Here is a 20,045-nt window from a genome sequence, read left to right as displayed (position 1 = left end):
GTGCGGAAAAACCCGAGTGTAATCAGTTCGCGCTGGAGGCGGGTTGATCGACGCAGTGGCGGCCGCTTGTGCGCGCCGGTCAAACGCAATCACGCACCTGCATGCAAGCGGCAGGCGCGCGTGGCGTGCATGACAGCGGCCACGACTAGCGCGTGGCTTTGGAGCGGTGAGGCTTCAGAGCAGTAAAGCTTGAGAGCAGTGAGGCTTGAGAGCAGTGAAACTTCAGAGCAGTCAAGCATTAGAGCAGTGAGGCATCAGAGCAGTGAAGCTTCACCGCGACTACCCAGGACCGCGCTCAGCGACATGCTGGCGCGCTCGGTGTTCGGAGCCGGCATGTATCGTTTGCGCAGTAAGACACCGGCATGCCGGCGGCACCGATATGACGCCCGCGTGCCACCTGCTGTCAGCGGCTGTCAACCCATGTACAGACCACCGTTGACCGCATAGTCGGCGCCGGTCACGTAGGCGGCCTCATCGGAGGCGAGCCAGGCGCACAGCCCGGCGACTTCGGCCGGTTTGCCGAGCCGGCGGATCGGCACCGAGGTAGCCAGGCGGTCGAGCACGTCGGGTGGGAAACTGCTGATCGAGGCGCTGGCGATATAGCCCGGCGAGATGGTGTTGACGGTGACCCCGCGCGAGGCCACTTCCTGCGCCAGGGCGCGGCTGAAGCCATGCATCGCCGCCTTGGCGGTAGCGAAATTGATCTGCCCGATCTGGCCCTTGTGCGCACTGACCGAGCCGATGTTGACGATGCGTCCCCAACCGCGCGCGGTCATGCCGTCGACCACCTGCTTGGTGATGTTGAACAGGGAATGCAGGTTGCTGGCGATTACCACGTTCCAGTCGTCGCGGCTCATCTGCCGGAACAGGGTGTCGCGGCTACCACCGGCGTTGTTGACCAGCACATCGATCTCGCCGACCTCGGCCTTGACCTTGGCGAACGCGGCCACGGTGGAATCCCAATCGGCGGCATTGCCTTCGGAGGCGACGAACTCGAAGCCCTGCTCGCGCTGTTCGCGCAGCCAGGAGGTCTTGCGCGGCGAATTGGGTCCGCAGCCGGCGACCACGGTGTGCCCGCTGCGCGCCAGCTTCTGGCAGATCGCGGTACCCACACTGCCCATGCCACTGGTGACGTATGCGATGCGAAGTGTCATTGCTTGAACTCCTTCGGAGTTTGGGAATGGGGAATCGGGAGTGGGGAATCGGTAGAGCAGGAGCCGCTTTTGCGGCTTCTGTTCGCCATGTGGAACTCAGGAATCGACATGACAGCACAGCGCCGCCCTTACGATTCCCCACTCCCGATTCCCCATTCCCGGCGCGCGGCTAGCGCGCCAACGGAAACAGGCCAAACAACAACCCGCCCGCCAACATCAACAGGGAGATCAGCACCGCCCACTTCAGCGTGAAGCGTTGATGGTCGGCGAAGTCGACCTTGGCCAGGCCGACCAGCAGATAGGTCGATGGCACCAGCGGGCTGAGCAGATGCACCGGTTGCCCGGCCAGCGAGGCGCGCGCCATTTCCACCGGGGTGATGCCGTAGTGGCCGGCGGCTTCGGACAGGATCGGCAGCACGCCGAAGTAGAACGCGTCGTTGGACATGAAGAACGTAAACGGCATGCTGACGATCGCGGTGATCACCGCCAGATACGGGCCCCAGCTGTCCGGGATCACTGCCAGGAAGCTGCGCGACATCGCTTCGACCATGCCGGTGTTGGACAGGATGCCGGTGAAGATGCCGGCGGCGAAGATCAGCGACACCACCGACAGCACGTTACCGGCGTGATTGACCAGGCGGCGGCGCTGCTCGGCCAGGTTGGGGTAGTTGATCATCAGTGCCAGCGCAAAGCCGATCATGAACAGCACCGGCATCGGCAGCACGCCGACCACCAGCGCGGCCATCAGCGCCAGGGTCAGGAGCAGGTTCACCCACAGCAGCTTGGGCCGCTTCATGTCCTCGGTGTCTTCCACGCGCGGCAGTGCATCGCTTTCTTCGGGGATGCTGGTGTCCAGCCAGTTGCCGTCGGCCGGCAGGCGCACCACGCCCAGGCGGCGCCGTTCGCGCATGCCCAGAAACCAGGCCAGCGTGAGGATGCCGGCGATTGCCATCGCCATCGCCGGCACCAGCGGCACGAATACATCGGCCGGATCCACATGCAGGGCGGTGGCGGCACGCGCGGTGGGGCCGCCCCACGGGGTCAGGTTCATCACGCCGCTGGCCAGGATGGTCACGCAGGTGAGGTTGAGCGCGTTCATGCCCAGGCGCTGGTACAGCGGCAGCATCGCCGACACGGTGATCATGTAGGTGGTGGAGCCATCGCCGTCGAGCGAGATCAACATTGCCAGGATCGCCGTGCCCATGACGATCTTCAGCGGATCGCCCTTGACCAGGCGCAGGATGCGGCCGACCAGCGGATCGAACAGGCCGGCATCGATCATCACGCCGAAGTAGAGGATGGCGAACATCAGCATCACGCCGGTGGGCGCGATCTTCTTGATGCCGTCGAGCATCATCTCGTTGATGCCGGTGCCGAAGCCGCCCAGCAGCGCGAACACGATCGGCACCGTGATCAGAGCCACCAGCGGCGACAGCCGCTTGCTCATGATCAGGTACATGAAGGTGATCACCATTCCGAAACCGAGCGCGGTCAGCATGCGGGCAAATCCTTTGAGGCGTACAGCAGGGGGAGAGTGGAGCGCGCGGCGGCGGGTGCATTGCAGCAGCGGTAACGCATCATGCGAAGACCAGGCAAACGGTCAGAAGTCGTACTGGAAGCGGCCGGTCACCGCCAGCGTGTGATCGACCACCGCATCGGCCATGCGGTCGCGGTTGCGGCTGTCGATCACATTGAGCATCACGCGCAGGTTCGGCTTGAAATACCAGTTGCCGCCCAGCGTCCACGACTGCGTGCTGGCGTTGATGAAATCGGGTTGGCCGTCCAGATGCTGATCGCCGCGCATGTAGTCGTAGCGCAAGGCCAGCTCGAACGCGCCGGAGGGGCGATTGGGCGTCTTGATCCGGCTGAAACGCCCGGTCTTGCGGTCGTAGCCGCGCGACTCGCCGGTGACGAACCAGCTGACCAGGCCGTAGCTGGCCAATACCTTGGCATGCTGCGAACCGTCGTCGAGCAGGCCGCCGCTGAATTCGCTCTGCCACGACCAAGGGCCCAGCACTTCGGCGTATTCCAGCGACCATTTGTCGAAATCGGTATCGCGGCCATCGGCAAAGCGCGCCAGGGTGATGCGGCTGTTGTTGGCCAGATCGTTTTCCGGACGTGGCCGGATCAGCAGGGACGCCGCGCCGCCGCTGCCCGGATGCGAATAGCGCTCGTGCGCCAGCGACACGCCCAGGTGGCGCAGCCGTGCCTCGCCCATCTCCGGTGCGAAGGTCAGCCGCGTGCCGAGCGCGCCGCCCTTGGTCGAGGAATTGTCGATGCTTTCCAGGCTGTAGGCCGCGGTGGACCAGGTCGCATCGGGGCGATTGGCCTGCCAGGAGATCGCCTTGCGATAGATCGGCGCCAGCGTGGTGGAGGCATAGCCGCGTTCCAGGAACGGGCCGTAGTTGGAGCCGGTGCGATCGTCCAGCGAGAAATACTGCTTGAACTGGCCCACGGTCAGCGTACCGGCGGAAAACTTCTTGGCGACATACACATCGCGCGCCAGGATGCCGCGGCTGCCGGACTCGTATTGCAGGCCGGCAAATTCCGCCTCGGCCTTGTAGGTGAAACCGTAGAACTTGCCGGCCACATCCAGCCACACGCGGCGGAACTGGGTGTCGTTGCGCTCGGGCGTGCCGCGTTCGTCGTTGTCGAACACGGTGAAGTCCCAGTGCACGCGCCCACCCACCTCGGCGGTGACCGGGCCGTCGCCGTCGGCCGCATGCGCGGCCGGTGCCAGGCACAGCGCGGCGCAGGTGGTGAAGACGCGCAGACGCAAGGTGTCGTTGCTCACAGACCCTCCCAGGTACATGTGTGAATCACGTTCAGCGATGCACCGCACAAGCACGCTGCGGCGCGTTGGCAGCAGCCTAGTCCGGTGAAGCTGTCATGGACCTGTCAGGGCGGGGGAATCGGGAATGGGGAATGGGGAATCGCAAGAGCGTTAAGAGCTTTTGTCCGCGAGGGCTGTTACCTTCCGGCCGCGGCCAACCGCTGTTCCGATTCCCGATTCCCCATTCTCGATTCCCCGCCCATGCGCCTGCTGCTAGTCGAAGACAACGCCGACCTCGCCGATGCCATCGTGCGGCGCATGCGCCGTAGCGGGCATGCGGTGGATTGGCAGTCCGATGGCCTGGCGGCGGCGAGTGTGCTGCGCTATCAGAGCTTCGATCTGGTGGTGCTGGATATCGGCCTGCCCAAGCTGGATGGACTGCGCGTGCTGGCCGGGATGCGCGAGCGTGGCGATACCACGCCGGTGCTGATGCTGACCGCGCGCGATGGCATCGAAGACCGCGTGCAGGCACTGGATGTCGGGGCCGACGACTACCTGGGCAAGCCGTTCGATTTCCGCGAGTTCGAGGCGCGTTGCCGGGTGCTGCTGCGGCGCAACCGCGGGCAGGCCAGCGAGGTGGTGCAGATCGGCGGGTTCGTGTTCGACAACGCCGCGCACACGCTGGTGCTGGACGGGGTGCCGATCGAGTTGCCCAATCGCGAATACCGCCTGTTCGAGATCCTGATCGGGCGCCTGGGCCATGTGGTGGGCAAGGACGAGATCGGCAACGGCTTGTTCGGTTTCGACGACGATGCCGGGCCGAATGCGATTGAGCTGTATGTCGGCCGCCTGCGTCGCAAGCTGGCGGGCGCGCCGTTGCGCATCGTCACCGTGCGCGGCGCCGGCTACAAGCTCGAAGAAGCCGATCCGCATGCGCCGGTGGAGCCGGGCGTCGATGGCTGAGCCGCGCATGGTGGCACCGTCGATCCGGCGCACCTTGCTGCTGTATCTGGGCAGCCTGTCGGTGCTCGGCGCGGTGGTGCTGTTCTTTGCTGCACGCGACTACGGCGAGCGGGCCGCCAACCGCTCCTACGACCACCTGCTGGTGTCCTCGGCCCTGTCCATCGTCGACAGCGTGGCGCTGGTCGGCGGCGACTGGCAGGTGGACCTGCCGTATGCCTCGCTGGACCTGCTCGGCATGGCACCGGAAGACCGCGTGTTCTACCGCGTGTTCGATGCGCAAGGCCGCACCATCACCGGCGAAGAGAGCTTGCCGTTGCCGGCGCGTGCGCCCGGCGACGAGCGCCCGGTGCTGTTCGATGCCGTCTACAGCGGCGAGCCGGTGCGCTTTGCGGTGGTGATGCATCGGGTGGCATCGGCCTCCGGGCAGGGCGAGGTGCGCGTGCAGGTCGGTCAGACCCGGCGCGCCCGCGATGCGGTGGCACGCGATGTGGTGCTCAACGCGCTGGTGGCGATCGGCGTGCTGTCGCTGCTCGCCCTGGGCCTGGTGTGGCTGGGCGTGTATCGCGCCCTGCGCCCGTTGCAGCGTATCGAGCGCGACCTGTCGCGGCGCGAGCCCTCCGACCTGAAACCGCTCAGCGTGCCGGCGCCGCAGGAAATGCAGTTGATGGTGACCGCGCTCAACCGCTTCATGGCGCGGCTGTCGTCCAGCAACGAAACCCTGCGCGCCTTCATGGCCGAAGCCGCGCACCAGATGCGCACGCCGCTGGCCGCCTTGCGCGCGCAGGCGCAGCTGGCGATGGACGACGACGACCCGCGCGAGATGCAACGCAGCCTGGTGGCGATCGAGCGCAATGCCAGCCATATGAGCCGGCTGCTCAATCAATTGCTCAGCGACGCCAGCGTGATCCACCGCGCCAACCTGCAGCGCTTTGCCACCGTGGACCTGGCCGAGGTGCTGCACCAGGCCTTGCACGAGGCCTTGCCGCGCAGCGACGGCGCACCGCGCGTGCACCTGGCGATCGACCCGCAACCGGCACTGCTGCGCGGCGATGCATTGCTGCTGCGCGAGGCGCTGAAGAACCTGATCGACAACGCCTGCAAATACGGTGCCGGGGCGCCGTTGCAGGTGGCGCTCACCAGCGACGGCAGCCATCACGTGCTGACCATCGCCGATCACGGCCCCGGCATTCCCGCCGCCGAGGCCGAGCGCGTGTTCGAGCGTTTCGTCCGCGGGCCGGATGCACCGGCCGGCGGCGCGGGGCTGGGGCTGGCCATCGTCAAGCGCGTGGTCGAAGCGCACGGCGGGCGCATCGATCTGAGCAACCGCGTCGGCGGTGGGCTGATCGCCTCGTTGCATTTTCCTGGAGGAACGCGGTGATGCGCGTGCTGTTGCTGATGGTGGTCTTGCTGGCACCGGTTGTTGCGCGTGCCGCGCCCGGCGATGTGCGGGTGTTTCCCGCGCATGGCCCGAAACAGGCGCAATTACGCGTGCAAGGCTCCACCGATCTGGAAGTGTTTGGTGCGGTCATCCAGGACTACCAGCGCCTGCATCCGGGCACCGAGGTGATCTACGAGGACGTGATCGCCTGGGACATCTACGAGCGCTATCTGCATCCAGGCAAGGCCACGGCTGCCGCCGACATGCTGATCAGCGCCAGCATGGACCTGCAGACCAAGCTGGTGAACGACGGCCACGCGCTCGCGCATCGCTCCGCGCAGACCGAAGCGCTGCCGGCCTGGGCGCAGTGGCGGCACGAAGTGTTCGGCATCAGCTACGAGCCGGTGGCGATCGTCTACAACACGCGCAAGCTGGCCGCCGCGCGGGTGCCGCGCACGCGCCGGCAGCTGCTGGCCTTGCTGCGCGCGCCCGACGCGCCGCTACGCGGCCGGGTTGGCACCTACGATGTCGAGCGCAGCGGCGTGGGCTATCTGTTCGCCACCCAGGACGGGCAGGTCGGCAGCATTGCCGGCGCATTGCTGGCCGCGTTGGGGGCCAACCAGGTCAGGCTGGAAGAGCGCACCGGCACCTTGCTCGACCGCGTCAGCCGTGGCGAGCTGCTGCTGGCCTACAACGTGCTCGGCTCCTATGCGCAGACGCGCATCGACGCCGGCGCGCCGCTGGGCATCGTGCAGCCGCAGGACTACACGCTGGTAGCCTTGCGCACTGCGGTGATCCCCAGGACAGCACCGCATGCGCCGGAGGCGCGCAGGTTCCTGGATTACCTGCTCTCGCCACGCGGCCAGCAGGTGCTCTCGCGCGAGGCGCGGCTGATGCCGATCCTGCCGGCCGCCGGCGGCCGTGGCGGCCCGGCGCAGCCGCCGTTCCGGCCGATCCCGCTCGGCCCCGGCCTGCTGGTGTATCTGGACAAGCTCAAACGCCGGCAGTTCCTGGATGCCTGGCGGGCCAGCACGCAGCCGCCGCGCTAGGCAAGCGCTGACGAGCTGCGCGAACGGCCGCATGCCGGTGCGATGTGCACTGCCGGCCTTGGCGTGCAGGGCATGGAGGCGGCGATTTCCACGCCCATGCTGGCTGCCCGGCAGGCCGGATGCCCGCGTAGCGAGGCGGGGATGGATGCCCGGACGCGGGAAACCGACACAGCCATGTGCCAGACTTGGCGCATGGCCGATCTCACCATCCTCGTCGCCGACGACCACCCGTTGTTCCGTGCCGCCGTGATCCACGTGCTGCAGCAGACCCTGCCGCAGGCCGATGTGGTGGAGGCCTCCAGCGCCGCCACGCTGAGCGCGATGCTGCGCTCGCACCCCCAGGCCGAGCTGGTGCTGCTGGACCTGGCGATGCCGGGCGCACGCGGCTTCTCGGCGCTGCTGCACGTGCGTGGCGAGCATCCGGACATCCCGGTGGTGGTGATCTCTTCCAACGATCACCCACGCGTGATCCGGCGCGCACAGCAGTTCGGCGCGGCCGGCTTCATTCCCAAATCCACCCCGGCCGAATCGATCGGCACTGCGGTGGCCAGCGTGCTGGAGGGCGGCACCTGGTTTCCGCCGATGACCGCCGAGCGCTCGGAGGCCGACGCGCAACTGGCCTCCAAGCTCGCCCAGCTCACCCCGCAACAGTTCCGCGTGCTGCTGAGCCTGGCCGATGGCCTGCTCAACAAGCAGATCGCGCACGAACTCGGGCTGGCCGAGAACACCGTCAAGGTGCACGTCACCGCCATCCTGAAGAAACTGGACTGCTACAGCCGCACGCAGGCGGCAGTGCTGGTCAAGGCGCTGGAGCCGGAAGGCGAGGGCTGATCGCTCCTGGTGATTGTGTGCTGCATCGTGTTTTGCGATGACGATGACGTGCTGGGACGCAGCGTCGTGTAGAACGGCGATGCAAACGCGCGATGACGTGACGGATTGATCGGTCGTGCCGTTGTCGATGAAAAATCATTGCACGTGAGGCAGTGCATCGCTGCCGACGGATCGTCCGTCTGCGATGTATCCATCAACTGCGTAACTGCACCTTGTAGGTGCCGTAGATGAGTTGCTGCGCCATCGGCCGGCCGATAAAGCGTTCCGGGAAGATCGGCGCCAGCGCGCTGATCCGATCCAGCCGAGCCAGATGTTCATCGCTCAAGACGATTTCCAGCGCACCGAAGTTGTCCTCGGCCTGCTGCAGCGTGCGCGCGCCCATCACCGGCGAGACCACGGCCGGATTGCGCAAGGTCCAGGCCAGTGCCACCTGCGAGCGCGAGGCACCCAATTCCTCGGCGACCGCACCGACCGCATCGGCGATCTCCAGCGAGCGTGCATTGAGATGCCCGGTCGAGGCGATCACGCCCTTGCGGCTGGTCGAGACCTCGGCTGCGTTGTCGTCGGAGAGATCGGCGCGGCTGTACTTGCCGGTCAGGATGCCACCGCCCAGCGGCGACCATGGCAACACGCCCAGGCCCAGCTCGCGTGCCATCGGCAGCAACTCGTGTTCGACGCTGCGCTCGACCAGGCTGTATTCGATCTGCAGCGCCACCAGCGGCGACCAGCCACGCAGGTCGGCCAATGTCTGCAACTGCGCCACCCGCCAGGCCGGGGTGTTGCAGATGCCGAGGTAGAGCACCTTGCCCGATTGCACCAGATGCTCCAGCCCGCGCATCACTTCCTCCGGCGAGGTGGTGAAATCCCAGGCGTGCAGGTACAGCAGGTCGATGCGGTCGGTGTCGAGCTGGCGCAGGCTGGTCTCGACCGAGCGGATCAGGTTGAGGCGATGATTGCCGCCGGCGTTGATGTTGTCCGGATCGCGCGCCATGGTGAACTTGGTGGCCAGCACGAAGCGCTCGCGGCGGTGCTTGAGCAGCGCGCCGAGGATGCGCTCGGAGCCGCCGTTGGTGTAGTTGACCGCGGTGTCGATGAAATTGCCGCCGCGGTCGGCATACGCATCGAAGATGCGCCTGGCTTCGTCCGCGTCCGCGCCCCAGCCCCAGTCTTCGCCGAAGGTCATGGTGCCCAGCGACAGTGGCGAGACGCGCAGTCCGGAGCGGCCGAGCAGGCGATAGTGGTCCAGCGACAGTGTCTGACTCATGCGGTGTGTCTCCCGGTAGTGGCGTTGTGCGTGTTGCGATGCACTGTGCCGCGGGCCGCCGGGTCGGCGTGAGCCTGGTGATCCGGCATTCTTGCCCGATCGTCCGGATCGTCCGGATCGTCACCTCGGCATCGTCACGCAGGAATGCGCGCTACTGGGAGGCGATTGAGCGACCAAGACGCTGATGTCTGCGACTTCGTTGCAGGGCCCTTGCCCGCCCACCATCGCGGGACACGCCGCAAGTACGTCCGTGTAGGCTCTTACGCGGCATCCATGCCGCGTAAGGTCCCGCGACGGTGGGGCCGGCAAGGACCAGTCGAGTTGATTGGTGCGCATGGCTTTCAATAAAACAGCCAGCAAACTGTTTGTGCGGTGTCCTTGCCGCTTGCGGGACCGTGTGGCAGCATGGATGCCGCCACCGAGCCTCCACGGACGGATTCACGGCGTGTCCCGCGGGCGGCGAGAGCACCGCGCCTTCGACCGCCCAGGCTGTTGACTGCATCAAAACGACGCAACGAATCGGCACCCATGCGCAGCAGCACGCGTGCGCAGGCGTATCGCGCGCACTGCTGACAATCAGGCTACGCCATCAGAAATCCAGCGAATAGCCTAGCGTGATGGTGCGGCCGCGCCCGGCGAAGTAGCGCAGCGGTTCGACCAGGGCCGATTGCGAGTAGTAGGTGATGTACTGCTTGTCGAACAGGTTGGACACACCCATGCGCACTGCGCCACGCGGCAACGCGTAGTTGAAGGTCGCATCCACCAGCGTGTAGCCGCTGAAGCGCTTGTCGGCCTCGTCGAAGGATTGGCTGAAGGCATGCTGGGCCTGCACGAACGAGGAGAACTTCGGCGTCCACTGCGCCGACCACGAGGCGATCACCCGGTTGGGCGCCACGTTGAGCCCATCCAGGCGTGCGTCCAGCTGCCCATCGTTATCGCTGTCGTAGCGGCCACGGGTGTAGGCGTAGGACAGGCGCAGGCGATGTGCCGCATCCAGGCGATAGCCCAGGCTGGCGTCCACGCCCTGCACGCGGGTCTTTTCGCGGCTCATCATGAAGGCGCCGTTGATCGGCACCACGCGCGTGCCCAGGTCCGAGTTGGACTGGAAGTAGCTCAGGTCTGCGTCGAAGGCGCCGCGCGTGAGGCGGGTGCCCGCTTCCACGCTCTTGGTCAGGATCGGCTCCAGCGTGCTCAGGCTGGCCACGCGCGTGCCCGGCGTGTTGATCGCGCGCAGCACGCGGCCCACGTCCGGCATGCCGAAGCCCTCGGAATAGCTGGTGAAAAAGCTCACACCCTCGAGCGGCGTATAGACCAGGCCGGTGTTGTAGAGGGTCTGGTTGAAGTCGAGCGTTCCGCCTTCGACAGCAACACGGTTGTAGCGCCACAGCGTCTGGTAGCTGTCGATCTGCAACTCGGCTTCTTCGCGGCGCACGCCGGCGTGCAGGGTCAGCGTGGGCAGCAGCTTGTATTCGCCCTGCACGAACAGCGATAGATTGCGGTAGTCCGACTCGGGCACATAAGTCCGCCCGGTGCCGTATAGATCCTGCTTGCCGGTGTCGGCCAGCAGGTCGACGCCGCCGGTGAGCTTGAGCCGGCTGTCGAGCAGGTCGTCCCTGGTCAGGCTGATCTTGCTGCCCCACTTGGAGGCGACCGAACGCGATTGGTCGTACAAGGTGCCGACCGGGGCGATGCGCGGGTCCTGAAACGTGGACGAGTTGTCGGCACCGAACAGCCCTTCGAATTCCTGGTTGAACACCATCGCGCTCAGCTGCATGCCGGCCAGATCGTCATGGGTGTACGACAGGCTGGAGGTCAGCACATCGTTCCAGGGCGCGGTGCCCTGCGGGGTGCCGCGCACCGAGCTGGTGGGCAGGCCTTGCGCGCGGTTGCCGGCGACGCCGATGTAGTCGTTGTCGTTCTTGATGCGGTAGCGGTTGACGCTGACGCTCAGGCGCTGGGTGTCGGTGAGCGCGTAGCCGAGCTTGGCCAGCACGTCGTAGCTCTTGGACGTCATCAGGTCGCCCTGGGTGTTGTCGGCGCCGATCGGCCGGCCTTGTCCATCCACATACAGGCCCTGGTCGCTGTAGCTGGCCGAGAACAGGTAATCCAGCCTGTCCGAGCGGCCGTCCACGCGGTAGCGGGTCTCGACGCTGCTGGTTTCCGCACGCGCTTCGGAAGTAGGTGCGGTGGCCTGCACATCGATGTGCTGGTTCAACGAGCCGTCCTGCGGGCGCCGGGTGATGATGTTGATGGTGCCGCCGGTGGCGCCCAGGCCGTTGATGGCGTTGGCGCCCTGGATGACTTCGATGCGCTCGACCATCGCATAGTCGATGGTGTGCGCTTCGCGCCCGGTGGGGCGGATCGGATTGGACTGCGGCACGCCGTCGATCAGGATCAGCGGCGTGCGCCCGCGCAGGGTTTCGCCGCTGCCATTCATCTTGCCGCGGCTGGGCGTGTACGAGGGAATCAGGTTGGCGAGCACGTCGGAGGAGTTGCTGGAGATTGTCAGCTGCTGCTGGATCTGCGCCTTGTCGATGATCAACACCGTCTGCGGCGATTCGGTCACGGTCATGTTGGAGCGCGAGGCGGCAACCACCACGGTGTCCAGCGTGTCGGTGACGTCCGATTGCGCGGACGCGGTGGCAGAGGCGAGCAGGCAGAGGGTGGCAACGAACGGCATGCCGGCCGATCCGGAGACGGGAGATTTCATCGGGCAAGGAACTCCAAGGCGCGGCCGGCACAGGAACAGCACCTGCACGGCAACGCGAAAGGTGAAGATTAAATGGGAATCATTATCGCTATTCTAGCAGGCGCGAGCGCCGCCACGCTGGGCATGCCGCAGCGTCGTGCGCTGCGAATGCGCGCGTTGGCAGCATCGCGGCGATGCCCGAGCCATGCGCCGCGCGTGCAGGTATCACCTGCGTCGGAAACAGGCCTGTGCATTCCTGCGGCGATGACCGCCTGCACGAATGTTGCAAGCCGCGCGCGCCGCATCTGCACGCGTCTGCGCACGCAGCGCAGCAGGCAACTGTCTATGCTATGGCGACCGCCATCGAACATCGCAGCCGCGGCATCGTGACCATCAAATTCGACCTCAACGATCTACAGGCATTCCGTGCCGTTGCCGAAAACGGCAGCTTCCGCCGCGCTGCCGAACGCATCCGCATCACCCAGCCGGCGCTCAGCCGCCGGATCGACAAGCTCGAGTCGGCGTTGAACGTCAAACTATTCGAGCGCACCACGCGCAAGGTCGCGCTCACCACGGTCGGGCAGGCGTTCATGCCGCAGGTCGAGCGCATGCTCGACGACCTGGACATGGCGCTGATGAGCATCGGCGACGCCGGATCCAGCCGGATGGGTACGGTGACCGTGGCGTGCGTGCCGTCTGCGGCGTACTACTTCATGCCCCAGGCGATTCACGGGCTGCATCAGCTGTTTCCGAAGATCCGCATCAGGCTGTTCGATGGCAGCGCCAGTCACGTCAGTGCGGCAGTGGCCTCCGGCGAGGCGGATTTCGGCGTCAGCTTCAGCGGCAACCTGGCACCGGAGGTCGAGTTCGAGCCGTTGCTGCAGGAGCGCTATGTGATTGCCTGCCGCCGGGACCATCCCCTGTCCGGGCGCGAGCAGGTCAGCTGGCAGGAAGCCTATGGCCATGACTACATCACGCTCGACAAGACCTCGGGCAACCGGCTAGTGCTGGACCGGGCGCTGTCTGCATTCACGCCGGAGCAGCCGAGCATCTGCGAAACCCGCCACGTCACTACTTTGCTGGGCTTGGTGGAGGCCGGCGTCGGCATTGCCGCCGTTCCTTCGATCGCCATGCCCTCCGGCCCGCATCCGGTGCTGGCGGCGGTACCGCTGGTCGAACCGGAGGTGCTGCGCAACGTGGGGATCCTCAAACGCCGTGGGCGGACGCTGACACCGACCGCGCTCGAACTGGCGGAACTGGTGCGACGGATGCCCGCGCGCTCACGGTGAGACCGGATCCAGGCCGGTCGCGCGCGCAACCGCCTGCGCGTCACCCGACTGCAGGTAGGCAAGCAGGCGCCTGGCCGCTGCGGGATGATCCGCGCTGACCGGCACACCCGCCGCATAGCGCGTGATCGACTGCAACTGCTCGGGGATCTTGCCGACAACATCCACGCCTGCCACCGGGAGCAGTTCGGCCACCTGCTGAAAGCCCAACTGATAACTGCCGTCGGCCACCACCGAGCCCACCGGGATGCGTTCGATCTTGCGGCTCTTGGCCATCATCGGGCCCTGGATCTGCAGCTGCTTGAACAGCGTGGTCTCGATGTAGACGCCACTGGCGCTGTCGGAATAGGCAACGGAATCGGCCTGCAGCAGCGCGTGTTTGAACTGCTCGACGGTATCGATCTGCGGCTTGGGTGCGCCACTGCGCACCACCATGCCGATCCGGGAATCGGCCAGCTCCACCCGCGATGCCGGATCCACCAGTCCCGCATCGATCAGTTTCTGCAGCGCGCTGCCCACCATGATCACCACATCGGCATGCTCGCCACGCGCAAGCCGGTTGGGAATGGCTTGCGGCGTCTGCCCCATCGAAGGGCCATGCAGTGTCGCAACCTTCACCCTGGTCTGCCTGCTGTACTGCGGCGCCAGACGTTCGAAGGCGGCGGTGAAACCGCCGGAGGTCATCACGGTCAGATCCTGCGCGGCGGCGGCCGGCGACAGCAGGGCCGTGGTGACAACCGCAGCGAGCAATTTTTTCCAGAGAGCCCGCATCATTTCGCCGCTCCCGCAGCCGTATCGAGGCCGGTCGCTGCTGCTGCGTTGCCATGCCGGCGATACAGGAACAGCGTCGCCAACAGCGCGCACACCGAGGCGAACACCAACCAGTACCCAGGGGCCGCCTTGTCGCCGCTGACATGGATCAGCCAGGTCGACATCACCGGCGTGAACCCGCCAAAGACTGCCGTGGCCAGGCTGTAGGCGAGCGAGAAGCCCGCCACCCGCACATGCGCCGGCATCAGTTCGGTGAGCGCGGGAATCATGGCGCCGTTGTAGATGCCGTAGAGGAAGGACAGCCACAGCAGCGCCTGCAACATGTGCGCAAAGCTCGGTGCGGATGCAAGGAACGCGAGCACCGGATAGGCGCTCAGTGCGTACACCACCGCCATGGTCACCAGCAGCGGCTTACGGCCGAAGCGGTCGCTGAGCGCGCCGCCGATCGGCAGCCACAGGAAGTTGGAGATGCCCACCAGCAGCGTCACGATCAAGGCGTCGCCGGTGCTGAGCTTGAGCACGCTCTTGCCGAAGGTCGGTGCGTACACGGTGATCAGATAGAACGCGGTCGTCGTCAGTGCCACCATCAAGCCGCCGGCAATCACGGTGCCGGCATTGTTCGCCAGCCCGCGCATCACCTGCTTCATCGTCACCCGCTGGGTGCGCTGCGCGAACTCCGCAGTCTCTTCCAGGCGCCGCCGCAGCAAAAAGATGAAGGGGATGATGACGCAACCGATGGCGAAGGGAATCCGCCAGCCCCACTGCGCCAGATCCTGCGGCGGCATCAGCTGGTTGAGCGCATAGCCGATGGCGGCCGCAGCGACGATGGCCACCTGCTGGCTGGCCGATTGCCAACTGGCATAGAAGCCGCGCCGCCCCGGCGTGGCCATCTCGGCCAGATACACCGACACACCGCCCATTTCGGCACCCGCCGAGAAGCCCTGCAGCAGCCGTCCGAGCAGCACCAGTGCCGGTGCCCACAAACCGATGCTGGCATAGCCCGGCACCAGCACGATCAGCACCGTGCCGCTGGCCATGATCGCCAGGGTGACGATCAAGCCCTGGCGACGCCCGACATCGTCGATGTAGGCGCCCAGGATCACCGCGCCCAGCGGGCGCATCAGAAAGCCTGCGCCAAACACTGCGAAGGTCATCATCAGCGAGGCGAATTCGTTGCTCGCCGGGAAGAACACCGCGGCGATCTGGGTTGCGTAGAAACCAAACAGGAAGAAGTCGAACTGCTCGAGGAAGTTGCCCGAGGTCACCCTCAGCACCATCCCCAGTTTCGACTGCCGCGTTGCCTCAAGGTTCGAAGTCTGCATAGATCGCCCTCCACGATAGGTATGCACGTGCGTCTGATAGGTGAGGCGATCGATTCTGGTGGAGCGGGCCGGCATTGATAATTGCTGCTTTCTCATCGACTGATGCGCGTTGAACATCAACCCGCCCCGGAGCAATGCTCGACTCGACCTGGTGGCGATGCGACGAACGTGGCACGCAGCAGGTGCATGCAGGGCGTCCGCGAGGCGTGGGCGTTTATCGATCCAGGGCGTAGAAACGAACGCTGTCTCGAGCTGCCGATGCGCAGATCGGTCCTGAGTAGTGCGCGTACTACCGCTCTGCATCAACTGCTAGGCCGCATGCCGTGCCGGCAGCCGGGCAACCTATCCGCGCCGCAACAACATCTGGGTGACCAGTGCGCGCAGCGCGGGCGGGCGCACCGGCTTGGTCAGGAATCCCCAGCCCAGGTCGAGCGCGTGTTCGCGCAGCGCCGGGTCGGGTTCGGCGGTGACCAGGATCACGCGCGGTTCGCGTTGCCAGCGTTGCACCAACTGCGGCAGCAGCATGGGGCCGTAGTGCTCGCCCATGCGCACATCCAGCAACAACAGCTCCGGCACCTCGTCGGGGCTGGCGGCGGCCAATGCCTCGTCGGGTCCGCCGGCAAAGTCCACGCGGCATTCCCAGCGTTCCAGCAGGGCACGGCTGGCCTCGCACACGCGCGGGTCGTCGTCCACGCACCACACGCGGCAGCCGTGCAGGATCGGGTCGTTGGCGTTTTCTGCGGTGGTGGTGGTTGGCGGCGGCAATTGCCTGACGATGGCCGCGCGTTCGCCCAGCGGCACGGTCACCGAAAACACGCTGCCGCTGCCCAGCGTGGAGCGCAGGCCGATGCGGTGGCCGAGCAGCCGGCCGATGCGCTCGACGATGGCCAGGCCCAGGCCGGCGCCACGATCGTTGGCCACGCCGTCGTCCAGGCGCCGGAATTCTTCGAAGATCTCTTCCTGCAAGGCTTCGGGAATGCCGGGCCCCTGGTCGTGCACCTCGATGCGCAGCCAGCCGCCGCGACGACGGCAACCGATCAGCACCCGCCCGCGCGGGGTGTAGCGGATGGCGTTGGACAGGAAGTTCTGCAGGATGCGCCGCAGCAGGTTTTCATCGCTCAACACCACCGCGGACGTGGGCACCCAGTCCAGCACCAGGCCGCGGTCTTCGGCCAGGATGCCGAACTCGCGTGCCAGCGTTTCCAGCAGCGGGGCGATGGCGAAATCGCGCACCTGGGTCTTCAGGCTGCCGGCCTCCAGCCGCGAGATATCCAGCAGGCTGTTGAGGATGGCGTCCTGCGCGGCGAGCGCGCCTTCGATGTTGTCGACCACGCGCGCGCTGCCGGGCTCGCCCACCTGTCCGCGCAGGACCGAGACGAACATGCGCGCGGCGTTGAGCGGTTGCAGCAGGTCGTGCACGGCCGAGGCGACAAAGCGGGTCTTGTAGCGATTGGCGCTCTCGGCCTCGCGCTTGGCTGCGGCCAGGTCGCGGGTCCGTTCGGCCACGCGGTGTTCCAGTGCATCGGCCAGCGAGCGCAGCTCGCGCGCGGCGTTCTTGTAACTGGTGATGTCGGCATAGCTGGTGACGAATCCGCCATCGGGCAGCGGATTGCCGCGGATTTCCAGCACGGTGCCGTCTTCCTTTTCGCTCTCGCGCATATGCGGTTTGCCGCTGCGCAGATGATTGAGGCGGCGTTCGATCGCCGCTTCGATCGGCCCCGGTCCGAGTAGGCCGCGGCGTGCGTTGAAGCGGAACAGGTCTTCGATCGGCCGGCCGATCTTCAGCAGTTCGGGCGGGAAGCGGAACAGCTCCACATAGCGCGAATTCCACGCCACCAGATTGAGCGCCTCGTCGATCACCACCACGCCCTGCGGCAGGTGTTCCAGGCTGCGGCTCAGACCGGCGTTGGCCTGTTGCGCGGCGGTGACCACGCCATCCTGCGCGGTACGCAGTTCTTCGGCATGTTGTTGCAGCAGCGTTTCCAGCTCGTGCCGGCTGCGCTGACGCAACGCGGACAGGCGCCGCCGCTGCTGCACGAACAACCACAGCAAGGCCAGTGCCAACCACGCACCGGCCGCGGCAATCGCCGCGGCGCGGCCGGCCGCTGCGCTGGCGCGGGTGTCGTGCAGCAGATGCAGGCGCCAGCCGCTTTCGGGCACCTCCAGGGTCTGCCACAGCACCGGGCCGGCGAGCGGTGGGTCGCTGACCTCGGCCAGCACGCCACCGTTGCCGGTCTGCTCGATCAGCCGGCGCCGCAGCGGCAGCAAGCCCTGGTCGGCGTACTGGCGGGTGCTGCGCAATTCGCTGCGGTCGCGCAGGCTCAGCGGGGCCAGCATGCGGTAGCGCCACTGCGGGCGGCTGGCCAGGAACACCACCGCATGCGCGTCGGAGGCCAGCACGATGTCCGGGGTTTGCAGCCATTCGCGTTCCAGCGCGGCCAGCGCGATCTTGATCACCACCACGCCCTGCACCTGGCCGCCGGCATCGACGATGGCCTGCGACAAGAAGTAGCCCGGTTCGCTGGTGGTCATGCCGATGCCGTAGAAACTGCCGCTGCCGTTGGCCAATGCCTGCTGGTAATACGGGCGGAAGGCGTAGTCCACGCCCACGTTGCTGCGCGCTGCGCGCCAGTTGCTGGCAGCCAGCGCAATGCCGTCGCGGTTGATGAGCGTCAGCGTGGAGGATTGGGTGACGTTGTTGGCGCGCTCCAGTTTGCGATTGAGCCGCTCCACCTGCGCGGGCGACAACGGGCCGGAAACGGCCGCGCGCAGTTCCGGGTCCAGCGCCAGGATCTGCGGCAGCGTGCGATAGCGATCGATGCGTTGCTGCAGGGCCTGCGCGTACAGGCGCAGCTGGCGCCGCACGGTGGCGCTTTCCTCGTGCAGGGCGTTCTGTTCGACAAAATGCCCGGCCGCCAGCATGGCCACCAGCACGCCGCCCAACACGATGGTCAGGGTGAGCAGCAGACGGCGGCGTTGCGAGGCGTACATGCCGACAAGTATGGCGGTGCGCCGATGCATCGTGCAGCCATCGCGGCCACGGCGCCCCCAAAAACAACTGCGGCCGCATCCCCGGAAGGAAGCGGCCGCAGGGGCTTGCATGCTGGCTTAAATAGCCAGGTTACTGCGTTGAAGCGGTCAACCGAAGCCAAGCCGCGGCCGACCAGGCCCGCGTCAGCGTTGCGCGATAAGGCTAGAACTGCACCTGCGCGCGCAGCTCCATCACATGCGGGGTCTCATGCACGCCGTTGCGCGTGGCATCCACCCAGCTGTAGTTGGCCTGCATCTTGAAGTGGCTGGTGAGGTATCAGTTGGCGCCGATGGTGGTGTCGTGCTGGCGGCCGCCGCTGACGCGGTTGTCTTCCAGATCCAGGCGGCTGTAGCGGGCGGTCAGCTCGACCGCGCCGTAGTCGTGCGCCGGCTTGATGTTGCCCGGTACGCCGCCGGCATAGCTGCGCGACTCGCCGGTCAGCGTCCAGGTGCCATAGAGGTATTGGCCCTGCGCGATGTAATGCGGCAGGTTGTCGTTACGCGCCACCTCGGCGCGCAGCGCTTCGCTCTGCAGCGAGAACGGGCCGTGGATCCACACCGCTTCCACACCGGCGCGGATCACGTGGTCCACATCGAGAATGGTGCCGGTGTCGATCAGGCGCACGTCGGTCAGGCCGGCTTCCGGGCGGGCACGCAGGCGCACGCGCGGGCTGAACGACACGCCGCGGCCGTCGCTGAAGCCGCGCGGGTTTTCCACCGAACCGGCCAGGCCCAGGTGCAGCACGTTGCCTTCGGCCTTGAACGGGGTCCAGGCGGCATGCACGGCCTGGGTGGTGCCCGGGTTGTCGCCCTGCAGGTCCTTGCCGCCGTAGGCGCCGGCCTGCAGCAGGTACTGCTGGCGCTCCAGCGTCCATTCCACGCCGGTACGACGGCCCTGGAACACCGCCTGGATCGGCAGGCCCAGTTCCATGAAGCTGCCAGCACGCGAGCTCTGCACCGCTTCCAGACCCACCGGCACTTTCATGTAGCCCATCCGCACGCGACCGTAGTCCTGACCGAACAGCGCCTTGGTCTCGACGCGGAAGAACACGTCCAGCCACAGCTTGGACTCGAAGTCGAAATACACCATGGCGTCGTAGACGCCCTTCTTCTTGAGGGTGGCGCCGAATTCCTTGCGGCGGAAGTCGGTGCGGTCTTCCAGGCGGTCGTCGCCGGAGAAATTGTTGTCGTCGTAGGCATAGTTGCCGGTCAGGCCGAGCTCGGTGCCATCCCCGAAGGTGTATTTGGTGGGCCAGTTTTCCAGCGAGGTGGCCGCATTGGCGGCAGCGGGCGCGGCGGCGATGGCCAACGCGAGAACGAGCGGATTGAGGCGCATAGGGTGTGGTCTTCGGCAAGGAGAAGGGGCCGGGCGTCCTGCCATGGCGGTCGCACTGAACAGCTTCAGCAAGCGCGCAGGTTCCGGACGGCCAACAACACAGGAATCGGTGTCTGCGTTAAACGGAATTAACGGCCGGTGGTGGCGCGGCTGAAGTGTAAGGCGACGTTCAGCCCGGGGACAGTGCGTAGTACCAATG

Annotated in this window: 13 protein-coding genes and 1 pseudogene; 5 read left to right on the top strand and 9 right to left on the bottom strand. The window is 66.4% G+C overall.

Annotated features, from left to right (window positions below):
• Window positions 1-413 precede the first annotated feature (413 nt).
• The 3 genes from phbB to AC06DU_RS16675 all read right to left on the bottom strand — a co-directional run bounded on the left by phbB (window position 414) and on the right by AC06DU_RS16675 (window position 3,948).
• Window positions 414-1,154, bottom strand: coding sequence for an acetoacetyl-CoA reductase (gene phbB / locus AC06DU_RS16685; protein WP_016904744.1), 741 nt, complete (start codon window positions 1,152-1,154; stop codon window positions 414-416).
• A 169-nt stretch (window positions 1,155-1,323) separates the two neighbouring features.
• Complete coding sequence (locus AC06DU_RS16680; protein ID WP_024938963.1) at window positions 1,324-2,652, bottom strand: CitMHS family transporter; 1,329 nt, start codon at window positions 2,650-2,652, stop codon at window positions 1,324-1,326.
• Window positions 2,653-2,754: 102 nt separating this feature from the next.
• Window positions 2,755-3,948, bottom strand: a complete 1,194-nt coding sequence (locus AC06DU_RS16675; protein ID WP_184611311.1) for an OprO/OprP family phosphate-selective porin — start codon at window positions 3,946-3,948, stop codon at window positions 2,755-2,757.
• A 240-nt stretch (window positions 3,949-4,188) separates the two neighbouring features.
• Here AC06DU_RS16675 and AC06DU_RS16670 point away from each other — a divergent pair, with 240 nt between their 5' ends.
• The 4 genes from AC06DU_RS16670 to AC06DU_RS16655 all read left to right on the top strand — a co-directional run bounded on the left by AC06DU_RS16670 (window position 4,189) and on the right by AC06DU_RS16655 (window position 8,148).
• Window positions 4,189-4,890 (top strand): response regulator, encoded by a 702-nt coding sequence (locus AC06DU_RS16670; protein WP_016904741.1) that lies wholly within the window; start codon window positions 4,189-4,191, stop codon window positions 4,888-4,890.
• A complete protein-coding gene (locus tag AC06DU_RS16665; protein ID WP_016904740.1) occupies window positions 4,883-6,268 on the top strand; it encodes a sensor histidine kinase in 1,386 nt (461 codons plus the stop codon). The genes AC06DU_RS16670 and AC06DU_RS16665 overlap by 8 nt, the downstream gene beginning before the upstream one ends.
• Window positions 6,268-7,317: an ABC transporter substrate-binding protein gene (locus AC06DU_RS16660; protein WP_047124705.1), complete on the top strand. Its 1,050-nt coding sequence runs from the start codon at window positions 6,268-6,270 to the stop codon at window positions 7,315-7,317. The genes AC06DU_RS16665 and AC06DU_RS16660 overlap by 1 nt, the downstream gene beginning before the upstream one ends.
• 192 nt (window positions 7,318-7,509) lie before the next feature.
• The gene (locus tag AC06DU_RS16655; protein ID WP_024938967.1) at window positions 7,510-8,148 is read left to right on the top strand and encodes a response regulator; all 639 of its coding nucleotides are present in this window, start codon (window positions 7,510-7,512) and stop codon (window positions 8,146-8,148) included.
• A 193-nt stretch (window positions 8,149-8,341) separates the two neighbouring features.
• Here the strand turns inward: AC06DU_RS16655 and AC06DU_RS16650 are convergent, their stop codons facing one another.
• Both AC06DU_RS16650 and AC06DU_RS16645 read right to left on the bottom strand, forming a co-directional pair.
• Entirely contained in the window at window positions 8,342-9,412 is a 1,071-nt protein-coding gene (locus AC06DU_RS16650; protein ID WP_024938968.1) for an aldo/keto reductase, read from the bottom strand.
• Between the two features lie 589 nt (window positions 9,413-10,001).
• A complete protein-coding gene (locus AC06DU_RS16645) occupies window positions 10,002-12,122 on the bottom strand; it encodes a TonB-dependent receptor (RefSeq protein WP_478202862.1) in 2,121 nt (706 codons plus the stop codon).
• Between the two features lie 365 nt (window positions 12,123-12,487).
• Between AC06DU_RS16645 and AC06DU_RS16640 the strand changes: the two genes are divergently transcribed.
• Complete coding sequence (locus AC06DU_RS16640; RefSeq protein WP_026064333.1) at window positions 12,488-13,390, top strand: LysR family transcriptional regulator; 903 nt, start codon at window positions 12,488-12,490, stop codon at window positions 13,388-13,390.
• On the opposite strand, the gene AC06DU_RS16635 is transcribed toward AC06DU_RS16640, so the two are convergent.
• From AC06DU_RS16635 to AC06DU_RS16620, 4 genes and pseudogenes are all read right to left on the bottom strand, one after another.
• On the bottom strand, window positions 13,382-14,161 hold the full coding sequence (locus tag AC06DU_RS16635) for a substrate-binding domain-containing protein (RefSeq protein WP_166770320.1): 780 nt from the start codon (window positions 14,159-14,161) through the stop codon (window positions 13,382-13,384). The two genes, AC06DU_RS16640 and AC06DU_RS16635, sit on opposite strands and share 9 nt — an antisense overlap.
• Window positions 14,158-15,507 (bottom strand): tricarballylate/proton symporter TcuC, encoded by a 1,350-nt coding sequence (tcuC, locus tag AC06DU_RS16630; RefSeq protein WP_478204435.1) that lies wholly within the window; start codon window positions 15,505-15,507, stop codon window positions 14,158-14,160. Before tcuC ends, AC06DU_RS16635 begins: the two co-directional genes overlap by 4 nt.
• A 315-nt stretch (window positions 15,508-15,822) precedes the next feature.
• Window positions 15,823-18,471 carry a hybrid sensor histidine kinase/response regulator gene (locus AC06DU_RS16625; protein ID WP_154833381.1) on the bottom strand — a complete coding sequence of 883 codons (2,649 nt, stop codon included), beginning with the start codon at window positions 18,469-18,471 and terminating at the stop codon, window positions 15,823-15,825.
• Between the two features lie 202 nt (window positions 18,472-18,673).
• Window positions 18,674-19,846 (bottom strand): annotated as a pseudogene (locus AC06DU_RS16620) (OprO/OprP family phosphate-selective porin).
• Window positions 19,847-20,045 lie beyond the last annotated feature (199 nt).

This window comes from Xanthomonas sp. NCPPB 3200 (assembly GCF_056393585.1).
This window is presented reverse-complemented; position numbering and strand designations above follow the sequence as displayed.